This window comes from Rothia sp. HMSC065D02 (assembly GCF_001815285.1).
Classification (GTDB): domain Bacteria; phylum Actinomycetota; class Actinomycetes; order Actinomycetales; family Micrococcaceae; genus Rothia; species Rothia dentocariosa.
Map to the genome: position 1 here is coordinate 62,140 of NZ_KV820063.1, position 11,015 is coordinate 73,154.

The window sequence follows — 11,015 nt, forward strand, 5'->3', positions numbered from 1 at the left end:
GTCGTCGTGCGTCTAGCGGGCGTTGATCAGGTTGGAAAGAACGGAGGTGAAGACGCCCAAGCCGTCCGCACCGCCTCGTAGTGAAACATCACCGAATCCGGAGGATGAGGGACCAAAACCGGGCTCAACCGCGTGTTCTGGGTGGGGCATCAGACCGACGACGTTTCCGCGTTCGTTGCTGATACCAGCAATATCGTGGCGTGAACCGTTCGGGTTGAACCCCACGTATCGGAACACGACGCGATTCTCGGCTTCGAGCGCCTCTAGGGTTTTGGCGTCCGCCACGTATTGACCGTCCTGGTTTTTAAGCGGAACAACAATCTCTTGCCCAGGTTCGTAAGATCCGGTCCACGAGGTGGCGTTATTTTCGATGCGCAGGGTTTGGTCACGGCAAATGAACTTGCGGTGATCGTTCTTAATCATGGATCCGGGGAGCAGATGCGACTCGGTAAGAATCTGAAAACCATTGCAGATGCCCAGCACCGGCAGGGGAACAGAGCCCGATGTTCCCGCTGCATTTGCTGCTGCGATGACCGAATGCATGACGGGTGCTTTCGCCGCGATAGCGCCCGCACGCAGATAGTCGCCGTAGGAGAAACCGCCGGGAATGATGACGGCATCAACGTTTTTGAGGTCTTCCTCGTCGTGCCAAAGTTCGACGACGGTTCCGCCCGCTAACCGTACTGCACGCGCCGCATCGCGGTCATCAAGGGTGCCGGGGAAAGTAATAACTCCGATGCGCGCATCAGCAAAGTCGGGGTTGGGTGCCGAGACGCTGAAGTCGCCAACAAGGGGAACTTCGTGTGCTGCGAGTGATTCTGCCATGCTCTTAGTCCTCCAGAACCGAGACGTTCACAACGTCTTCGATGACGGGGTTTGAGAGTAGCTCTTCTGCCGCTTGGCGTGCCTGCGCAAGATGCTCTTCGGTAGCTTCGCCTTCGACGGTCAGCTCAAAACGCTTGCCTTGGCGAACGTCGGTGAAGGAATTTAGACCGATACGGGGCAGCTCGTGAGCGATAGCTTTACCCTGTGGGTCAAGAATTTCGGGCTTGAGCATAACATCAACAACAATACGGGCCATGTGCGGGCACTCCTTGGGTGCATGAGTTCTGATTGAGCCGTCTTAATGTTACCGCAAACACGCTTCTTGACGCCCGCTCGGCGAGCGAATTTTGACCGCAGTATTCAGTGAAAGAGCGGCGGGTACGGGAACGTGAAACTAGATGTGCAGAAATATGAAGATACCCATGGTGAGCTATGCCTTACCAAGAAGAAAGTGTGGAATCAAAACTCCTTGTAGAAAAGCGTAATAATTCTTCTCAAAAATCGTTCTCTGTGAGCGAACATCGGAATTTTGAAGTCTCTAGCAGGTGATGTTTCAGAATTGCGGATTAAAGAATGATTTTGGAGATTATGCATATCAGGATGCGCGCCTCAGCTAGTTTTCAAGCGTCGTGTCAATGTTTAAAGTATGCATGAGTGGTAAACTAATCTTAAAGTTGTTGATTTCACATAAACTATTTACATGTAAATTATAAAAACCAATCTCGCATGCTGTATAGTATATTTCCGTTGTAAACTTTTGCTCCATAAAAGTGACATCAACGATTCATTTTGCTCACATTTTGTTTAAAGTGATTATGTTCACAGAGAATATATGATTACAAATTCTCTAAGAACGTGTATGATGTCGCGCCAGTTTTCAAGCGGCGCCTCATCGCACTCCTGTCATCACCACTGGCAGAAAACAAAACGGGCAAACCCTGAGCTGCATCAACCGCGTAACCACCGTGGCTTGAAAAGGCATAGCGCGCGGCTATGTTAATTCACTCCGTTCCACCGAGCGGAATGAGCCATCATTTCCGGGGTGGGCGGTGATGCACCGCGCTGAGTCACCGCACAAGCCGTGCAGGACAATCACCACTAAGTAAATAACGATCGCTGAAAATATTCACCGAATACATACGGGCTTGAGGAGTGTGGCACTTCAGAAAAGCTCGAAGATGCTCCTCGGGATGAAAAAGACAGGCTATCGCGATAGATAAACTCAACCACAAGTATTTCTCCCTCGTTTTCCGGCGGGGGAGAAATTAGTTTAAGCCACGGCGGCGCGATTGAGAGCGCCCTCAATCTGGCTCAAGACGCGACGGCGCAGCGTTACCGAGCGCTCCGAGAGCTCGCGTTGATGCCGCACATACTCGGCTTTACCCTCGGGGGTCTCTACTTTGATGGGCTCATAACCCCACTCGAGAAGGTCGTACGGTGCGGCGCGCATATCGAGTTCGCGCGCATCCCAGGCAAGCTCAAAACAGTCCATCACGAGCGCCGAATCGATGAGCGGGATCAGCTTATATGCCCACTTATAGACGTCCATATTGGTGTGCAGGCAAGCGGGCTGTTCTAGTGTGCGCTGCGATTCACGGGTGGGCTGTAGCTCGTTCATGGGCGCCGCCTGAGGCATGAAAAACCGGAATGCATCAAAATGCGAGCAGCGGATGCGGTGGGACTCAACCACCCGGTCGGTGCCTTCAGCACCCAAGCGCAAATCCAGGTAGTCGTGACGAATATTGTTCTGAACTGATTTATACGCCATCGCCCATTCGTGCATACCAAAGCACCCAAAGAACGCTTTTTTATCGGCTGTATTTGACAGAATTTCGCGGGTGAACGTGAGGGCGGTGCCACGTTTGTCCACGAATTGGGGTACATCCACGAGAACCGCATCGCCGCGTTCGGCATGGGTGTGTGCATCGTCGGGGGAGAGCCCAGCTGAAAGGAGCTCGTCCTCGGTTGCAGCGCGGTAGAATTTCCAGCTGGTGCGCTCGGCGGCATCCAGCAGAATGACACCAGCCCCCGGATGCCAGCGCTTGAACTGACCGGGCTTGAGCGTGTAGTACGTAAACAGAAAATCCTCGACCGGATGCGCCTGCCCCCGCTCGCGCCGCCACACAAACGGGTCAGCAAAACGACCCGCCCGGCGCTCATGCTCCTTCGCATAAGCACGCCAGAGCGAGCCGTCAAGTACCTGTAGCACTTTGGGAGTCATCCTTCTAGACTAAACTATCTGCTGCGTGGGACATAAGGGAGCGCAAGATCATGGGGACGGAGGGAACGGAACATCGGCGCTTTCCGTAAGAATTCGGTCGATAGCAGAGGCGACATCCGGGCGGTTAATAATATGTGTTCGTAAGAATCGGGCAAACGTAGGAGCGAGAGGTCTCTGAATATTCCCTCGTCTATCTTTTGTGCGGTCTAGTGCCTTACATACATCGATATCTTTATAGCCGCGACTAAGGGCGTACTTTACATGTTTAACGTACACCTGAGCGAAGAGGGAAGGGGATGAGAGCTCTGTGAGGTGCATGAGAAAAGCGTTGGCGCTGAAGGTCTCATAGTTTTGTGTTAGCTCTGCTTCTTTGGTGCTCGCATAGGCAAGGAGCTTTACGTCATCAGTGACGAGAATATGCATACCGCAGTACTGGGCTGCGGCATGTACATGAAGATCATCTTGGTCGGGGTACCCCTCGACAGAGCCTACAGGAAAACCTTCGAGTGGCTGACCGGTTGCTTTGAGAATCTGCTTTCGCCATGTGGATATTACTCCGTCATCAAGCGTTGGCTCATTGCGGCGCACTCTGTACCCAAACTCATCAAGAATTCCCCATGAAATATATGGCGTGAAGAGTTGATATTTGGACTCTTTTGCGAGCATTAAGATCCAATCCCGCAAGGTCTTGCTCATCAGGATATTGGTATCGAGCAGGACGGAATAATCACGTGTTACCACGCAGGGCCCCCGAGTACATCTACAAGGTTATTTTCTTCCTCGAATGCCCAGAGGTCTTGGAGCGCTTGTTTGCTTTCGGCAACCTTTTTTTCCAGTAGTTTCTTGCGGAACCTATCGGCATCTTCGGTACGAACGCGGAAATGGGATCCAACCTTGTGAGCTGGCAGCTCTCCCGAGCGGATTGCCTTCATGAGCGTAGGGCGAGAAATGCCGATGCGCTGTGCGGCCATTGTGGTCGTCAGATCGTGCGGGATGGTCTGAATGTCGATGTGCTGTCCTTGAGCCAAAGCATGCAAAACCTGAGAGATGACCTGATTGAGCGCATCCCCGATTTGTCCACTTTCCGCTCCGGAAACGCTGAGTGAAATCGTGGTTTCCTTCGCTTGGGCAAGGATGTGCTGTGCCTCGGCACGAGCCTGAGAAATAGTTTCATCACGCAGATTGGGAATAGTTACAGACATAAGCTTTCCTTTCGTGCGCAGACAGTCGGTGACCATGAAGAATAAGAGTTTCGACGGGAACCAGCTGCAATGGTGCACTAGCGTTACAAATACCAGCGTATCAAATATCTGAAATAAGTGAAGCGCATAAATTGATATTTCACATAAAGAAGGTAGATGAGTTTAAGAAGTAGGGGCGTCGGAAAGACAAAAATGTCCTTCCGACGCCCCTAACCCTTCTTGGAAGATAAGAAGTTTAGCGGCCTGTTCCGCCGTATACGGTGGCCTCGCCTTCGGCGTCGAGCTCGAAGGCAGTGTGCACCGCGCGGACCGCCTCATCAAGCTTTGAAAGCTCGGTGATAACCGAGATACGAATCTCGGAGGTCGAAATCATCTCGACGTTCACGCCCGCATTGCTCAGCGCTTCAAAGAAGGTAAACGAAACACCCGGGTTGGTCTTCATGCCCGCGCCCACAAGCGAAAGCTTACCCACTGCCTCGTTATAAATAACCTCTTCAAAACCGATCTCGGACTGGGTCTTCTCAAGCACCTGCAACGCCTGCGGACCCTGCGCCTGGTTGAGCGTAAAGGAAATATCAGTCACGTTCGGGCGGTCGGTCGAGACGTTCTGCACGATCATATCGATGTTAATCTTGGCCTCATTGAGCAGACCAAAAACCTTAGCGGCAGATCCGGGGATATCGGGCACGCCCACCACGGTAATTTTTGCCTGTCCACGGTCGTGCGCAACGCCAGAAATCAAGGGCTGTTCCAAGGGAATCTCCTTCACATGGGTGGGGGTCAGTTCCGCGGAATTTTCCGGGATAACAAGAGTGCCTTCAAGATTCGAGAATGACGAACGTACATGCAGTTTCAGATTGAAACGACGGGCGTACTCCACGCTGCGCAGATGCAGAATCTTTGCGCCATTTGCCGCCATCTCAAGCATTTCTTCACTCGTGACAGTATCGAGCTTATGCGCGGTTGATACGATGCGCGGGTCGGCTGTAAACACGCCGTCCACATCCGAATAAATCTCGCACACATCCGCGTGAAGCGCCGCCGCAAGAGCGACCGCCGTAGTATCTGAACCGCCGCGACCGAGGGTCGTAATGTCACCGCTCTGGCGGTTAACACCCTGGAACCCCGCTACAATCGCAATGTTTCCGGCCTCAACAGAGCGGCGAATACGGTCTGGATTGACCTCCACAAGCCGCGCCGCGCCATGCACGCCGTCGGTAATCATGCCCGCCTGGGAACCCGTGAAAGACTGCGCCTTCGCGCCTAGATCGTTGACCGCCATCGACAGAATAGCCGTCGAGATGCGCTCGCCCGCAGTCAGGAGCATGTCGAGCTCGCGCGAGGGGGTAACGGTAGCGGTTACTTCAGCGGCAAGGTCGAGTAGTTCATCGGTGGTGTCGCCCATCGCGGAGACAACCACGACCACATCATTGCCCGCTTTTTGGGTGTCCACGATGCGCTGGGCGACGCGTTTGATACCCTCGGCATCCGCGACGGAAGAACCGCCGAACTTTTGGACGATCAGGCTCATTGAATTCTCCAGGTCAGTATTGAGTATGCCACCGGCTAGTTTACCGGCTCTTTACATAGTAGGCGGGTGCGGCGCGCGGTGGGAATTGTGCACGTATGTGTATTAGAACGTGAAATATGAAGAACTGTTACGGATGACTCAGCGGAACCGAGCGGTGCACATCCCACTTTTATAGAACGGCAGGGCTTATTAGCTCCACGGGTTAACGTATTTGGCACCGGGCAGAGGCGGAACCTCCGGGGTGGGCGTGCGTAAGGGCCCCTCCTGGATTTTACGGATGCGCGCCTCATAATCCTCCGACCGGTGCGCGTGGATGCGGTAGGCATCAGCGCGCGGAATATCCACCGGAATCTGCTCAGCCTGAGCCGCCGATTTATAGGACTCGGGCTGGGCTTCTTTCGGGGAATTTGGCGAGTCTTCGGAACTCGGAGCGTCTGCATCGGCAGAATTATCGAGCGCCTGTTCGATAAGCGCCTCATCAACGGTAGTCTGCGTGCCAGGTGAGGGGGAATTATCCGCACGAGAATTATCGTTCTCTGTGTCGTGCGGATTATCAGAGGAAGAGTCCTCGGGCTCACCTTGGGAATCGTCAAGGTCGTCGAACATGCTCCCGCTCCAACGTTTACGCGGCGCCTTTGGCTCAGTATCTGCGCGCTCACGTTCCGCCTGCTCTTCGTCAACCACCTGCTCAAAATCTTCGGCGGCATTCGCCTGGGCGATACTTGCGCCTTCGCTGATCACGCGGCGCCCCTCAAGCGCGCGCCCGAGCGTAATCTCGTCTGCATATTCCAGGTCGCCGCCAACGGGCAGACCGGATGCCAGCCGTGAGAGGCGAATGCCCAGCGGAACCAGCATTCGCGAAAGGTAGGTTGCGGTCGCTTCGCCCTCAAGGTTAGGGTCCATCGCTAGAATAATCTCTTGAATACGCTCATCTGCCAGGCGCGAAACCAGCTCACGAATACGCAGCTGCTCGGGGCCAAGCCCCGCCAACGGGTTAATAGCCCCGCCCAGCACATGGTAACGCCCAGTGAAGGAACGGGTGCGCTCAATCGCCACCACATCCTTGGATTCCTCAACCACGCAAATCAGGCCCGGGTCACGCCGATCATCACGGCAGATAACGCACTGCTTCGTCTCCGAAACGTTGCCGCATATTTCGCAAAAGCTCACACTCGATTTGACCTTCGAAATCGCGTTGGTCAGGCGTGCCATATCTGAGGCGTCAGAGTTGAGAATATAGAAGGCGATGCGCTGCGCCGACTTGGGACCCACCCCCGGCAGGCGACCAAGTTCATCGATGAGATTTTGGACTGCGCCCTCGTACATGCTTCTCCTCGTCTGTGTGTGCTGTGAGCGCGTTGTGCCGCGCTAAATCTGATGGAGCGGACGTTCGTCGATCACCTTGCCGCCAATAATCTTTTCGATGGCGCGCAAACCGATATGAACGCTGTTCTCAATTCTTTCGTCGTCATCAGAAACGACATCTTCTTCATCGCTCTGCTCCTGCTGCGCGCGTTGTCCGCGTGCCGGGGCAGTCTCCTGCTCGGATTCGGCGGGCGGCTCTTCGGGTTTTGTGTCCGCTGAATCCAGCCGCTGAGCCAGGGGTGGTAAAGGTGAGACCGGGGCGGATGCGGCAGCCTCCCGAGCCGGCTTATTCCCCGCAGCCAGCGGTGCGGATGCGCTTGGCGCCGGAATATTGCTGAACTCGGCGTTTTCGGCGGTACCTACAGACTCAAGGGAAACTGAGGGGGAAGAGCTCTCACCCTGCGTCTCGCCCGGATCCGGCGCGGAATCGTCCACCGGTTCATCATGGTTACCGGCATCCTGAGGATCTTTATTACCGCTATCCTCACCCTGTTCGTGCGGACTCGGAGAATCCTGCTGCGGAATCCCGCTGCCCGAGGCCGCGAAGGAATCGCGCTCGCCAAAACCGCCCTCGGGAACCCTCGTATTCCCGCTATCTTCGGGTATTTCAGGGGGTACAGGCTCGGTTTCGGGAGGCAAGTTCGCTTGCGCCTCCGAGGATGCGCTGGGCTGAGACGGGGAATCTTGAGGCGCTGTATCTTGCGGGGAAGAACCGGACTGTGATGCTGCGGCGTGCTGGCCCTCAGCCGCATCATCCGGGTGCAGCTCGGCGGGGGAATCCTCGGAATCTTGCGGAATAGGCGCGACCTCCCAGGCCGTGATGGGCGCATCTACGTTGGTTGTACCCTGTGATGCCGCCTCTTGCCCGGACGGGACGGGCTGCCCGTGGCGGTTCCACGCATCCACGCCACCACGCGGACCGTCAGCGATCGGCGCGGGATCAGAAGATTTCTGGTTCGCGGCGGGTGCCTGGGCAGGGCGCGCATCTGGCTGGGTTTGGGGACGCGCAACTTCGGCACGCACACGCACCTGCTTGCGCAGAAAATCGCTCACGCGCGCGCTCAACTCCGGCACAAAAGAAGCAACCGCCTTGAGTGTAGGCATATCTGCCCGCACATACAGTTCGCCGCTGATCAGGCGCACGGGCTCAACCTGTAATAGTTTTTCGGATGCGCCCGGCGCGCTCACCCGCGCGATCACGGCACGCCAGTTGGCACGCACCGAGGCAAGCGGGTCTTCTGCATCCGCGACAGTAACGCGCTTTATGGGAGTTTCCTGCGCGGCGGCCGATGGTTCTGAGGGATCCGAACGGGATGGTGTGGGCTCCGAAGGCGCACCATCGGAAAGTCCTGTACCTTCTGTAGCAGAGGCCAATGGCGCGGAATTCTGAGGCGCGGAACCCTGAGACTTCTGAGTCTGGGGCGTCTCTTTTTGCTCGCCTTCAGTTTCAGACTTAGGCACCTGCTGATTCGTGTTCTGCCCTAAAACGGGGCCGCGATGCTGTGCCGATGCGTTCGTAGCCTCGGCACCAGCCGCCTTCTTTGATGCTCCGCCGCCTGCCGCCAACGGGGGAGCGGCATGCTGCGCGGGAGCTTGACGTTCGGCGGAACCGCCAGCGCTGGGCGATACGTTATTCTGCGCGCCGGAAGGCGTACTCTGACCCACTGCGGGATTTCCCGAGCGTCCCCCGCGTTGAGGCGCACCCACACCACCGGCGGCAAGACGACGTTCGAGCGCATCCAGCCGAGAGGCCAGGGCGGTGAGATCGCCGCCAGCACCGCCCGAATTGCCCGCAGGAACTAGCAGCCGCGCACATAGCAGTTCAAGCTGCAGCTGCGGGTTGGTGGCACCGGTCATAGAATTAAGCACTTCGTTAACGGTGCTCGCGGCGCCGGTCAGCTGGGCCGTGGTGAAGGCTTGCGCCTGCGTTTTGAGGCGTTCTATCTGGTCGGCGGGAACACCCTGCAGAATTTGCGCGGCATTCTGCGGTACCGCCTGCACCACAATCAAATCACGTAGGCGTTCGAGCAGGTCTTCGACGAAACGGCGGGGGTCTTGCCCGGTCGCCACCACCCGCGAGACCGCCTCGAAGAGGGAGGGCGCATCCTGGGCGGAAAACGCATCAATCACGTTGTCGAGAAGTTGGGCGTGCGTGTACCCGAGCAGGGCGACCGCGCGGTCGTAGCTGATGCCGGATTCGGTGTTGGCACCGGCGATAAGCTGGTCAAGAATGGAGAGCGAGTCGCGCACGGAGCCGCCGCCGGCACGGATGACGAGTTGAAGAACCCCGGATTCGACGGGCACGTTCTCTTCGCCGCAGAGCTTTTCGAGGTAGGGCAGAAGAACTTCGGGCGGTACCAGCCGGAACGGGTAGTGGTGGGTGCGCGAGCGGATGGTTCCGAGAACCTTATTTGGCTCTGTGGTGGCGAAGATGAATTTGATGTGCTCGGGCGGTTCTTCCACGATTTTGAGCAGGGCGTTGAACCCTTCGCGGGTGACCATGTGTGCTTCGTCAATGATGAAGATTTTGTAGCGGTCGCGCACGGGTGCGAGGGTTGCACGTTCACGCAGGTCGCGGGCGTGGTCTACGCCGCCGTGGGATGCCGCATCCATTTCGATGACGTCGAGGGAGCCGCCGCCGTCGCGGGAGAGTTCGCGGCAGGAGTCGCATACGCCGCAGGGGGTGGGGGTTGGTCCTTGGGCACAGTTGAGGCAGCGTGCCAGGATTCGTGCGGAGGTGGTTTTGCCGCATCCGCGTGGGCCTGAGAAGAGGTAGGCGTGATTGACGCGGTTGTTGGTGAGCGCGGTAATGAGCGGTTCGGTGACGTGTTCTTGCCCGATGACTTCGGCGAAGGTCTCGGGGCGGTAACGGCGGTAGAGTGCTGTGCTCACGGGTGACCTTCTGGTTGACGATGCGGGGTTCTACACTATTTTAGTTCACGGATGCGCGCTTGGGGCTTGGTTTCGTCATCGGCGTGGGATGGTTTATGCCTAAATTCTCGCCTGTGAGAAATGGTGGGCAGGCTATCTCAGATAAGTCTCTTGAAGAAAACGCTCCCGAAGTCTAGAAGAACCTAGAATCCACCTTCGACGCTGAAACGGAAAACATCATTTTGCCAAAAAACACTAGAGACCCAGAAACATTTGCCCCTTCCACCCCAGGGAAACGAGATGCAGGTGCATCATGGCTACAGGATTTCTAAGCGCCTAGGGATGTCAGCAAACGAGGAACGAGCGTAGCTGACAGGGTCCCTGTAAAGCTGGGAAATCCTGTCAGCCTGATGCACTGTGTAATGCATCCGAAGTTTAACGATAAAACCTCTTACGCAACCGCTGAAGCCTCAGATTCCGAGCGCGCGAGGAAATAAATCTGAGGTTGAAGCCGCGAAGCGGGCGCGTGAGCGCACTATGACGGTGTGTTTCTGCTGCGAATGTTTTTGGATATAAAAAACCTCTTACGCACCCGTCATAGCTCGAATACCCTTGCTACCTTCCGGTCCTGGGGGAGTTTTCCAAGATAACGCCACGTAAGAGGCACGTACCAGTCTACCTGATTTTGTGGTGGTTGTGAACTTGGTGTCGGGGCCTTGGGGTGCCTAGTGGCATTGGGCACTTTCGTTGGGGCAGAATTGCCTTAGTGTTGGGTTCCCTGTATAGTTTTATCCGTTCGCCCTTTTGGGTGTTTTGTTGGAGGATTCGCCTAGCGGCCTATGGCGCACGCCTGGAACGCGTGTTGGGTTCACGCCCTCGGGGGTTCAAATCCCCCATCCTCCGCTCTTTCCCCGGCTTCGAGTTTTCGAGGTCGGGGATTTTTGTTTTTTGGTGTGCTGACCGGGTTTTATCTAGTTTTCTGAGAAGACTCCACCCTTTA

General features: G+C 56.1%; 8 protein-coding genes, 1 tRNA gene and 1 other RNA gene. 1 reads left to right on the forward strand and 9 read right to left on the reverse strand.

Annotated features, from left to right (window positions below):
* Positions 1-12: 12 nt before the first annotated feature.
* From purQ to ffs, 9 genes are all read right to left on the reverse strand, one after another.
* Positions 13-825, reverse strand: a complete 813-nt coding sequence (gene purQ, locus HMPREF3016_RS01170; RefSeq protein WP_070739530.1) for a phosphoribosylformylglycinamidine synthase subunit PurQ — start codon at positions 823-825, stop codon at positions 13-15.
* Between the two features lie 4 nt (positions 826-829).
* The gene (purS, locus tag HMPREF3016_RS01175) at positions 830-1,081 is read right to left on the reverse strand and encodes a phosphoribosylformylglycinamidine synthase subunit PurS (RefSeq protein ID WP_004006543.1); all 252 of its coding nucleotides are present in this window, start codon (positions 1,079-1,081) and stop codon (positions 830-832) included.
* 1,014 nt (positions 1,082-2,095) lie between these two features.
* Positions 2,096-3,046 carry a 3-methyladenine DNA glycosylase gene (locus tag HMPREF3016_RS01180; protein ID WP_070739533.1) on the reverse strand — a complete coding sequence of 317 codons (951 nt, stop codon included), beginning with the start codon at positions 3,044-3,046 and terminating at the stop codon, positions 2,096-2,098.
* 48 nt (positions 3,047-3,094) lie between these two features.
* Positions 3,095-3,742, reverse strand: a complete 648-nt coding sequence (locus tag HMPREF3016_RS01185) for a PIN domain-containing protein (protein ID WP_070739545.1) — start codon at positions 3,740-3,742, stop codon at positions 3,095-3,097.
* 38 nt (positions 3,743-3,780) lie between these two features.
* Positions 3,781-4,248: a helix-turn-helix domain-containing protein gene (locus HMPREF3016_RS01190; protein WP_239668235.1), complete on the reverse strand. Its 468-nt coding sequence runs from the start codon at positions 4,246-4,248 to the stop codon at positions 3,781-3,783.
* A 235-nt stretch (positions 4,249-4,483) separates the two neighbouring features.
* Positions 4,484-5,779, reverse strand: a complete 1,296-nt coding sequence (locus HMPREF3016_RS01195; protein WP_070739536.1) for an aspartate kinase — start codon at positions 5,777-5,779, stop codon at positions 4,484-4,486.
* A 189-nt stretch (positions 5,780-5,968) separates the two neighbouring features.
* Positions 5,969-7,105, reverse strand: coding sequence for a recombination mediator RecR (gene recR, locus HMPREF3016_RS01200; RefSeq protein ID WP_048753367.1), 1,137 nt, complete (start codon positions 7,103-7,105; stop codon positions 5,969-5,971).
* Positions 7,106-7,147: 42 nt separating this feature from the next.
* Positions 7,148-10,036: a DNA polymerase III subunit gamma and tau gene (locus tag HMPREF3016_RS01205; RefSeq protein WP_048753366.1), complete on the reverse strand. Its 2,889-nt coding sequence runs from the start codon at positions 10,034-10,036 to the stop codon at positions 7,148-7,150.
* A 552-nt stretch (positions 10,037-10,588) separates the two neighbouring features.
* Positions 10,589-10,683: signal recognition particle sRNA small type (ffs, locus tag HMPREF3016_RS01210), an RNA gene on the reverse strand.
* Between the two features lie 150 nt (positions 10,684-10,833).
* Between ffs and HMPREF3016_RS01215 the strand changes: the two genes are divergently transcribed.
* Positions 10,834-10,918: transfer RNA gene (locus HMPREF3016_RS01215), tRNA-Ser, on the forward strand.
* Positions 10,919-11,015 lie beyond the last annotated feature (97 nt).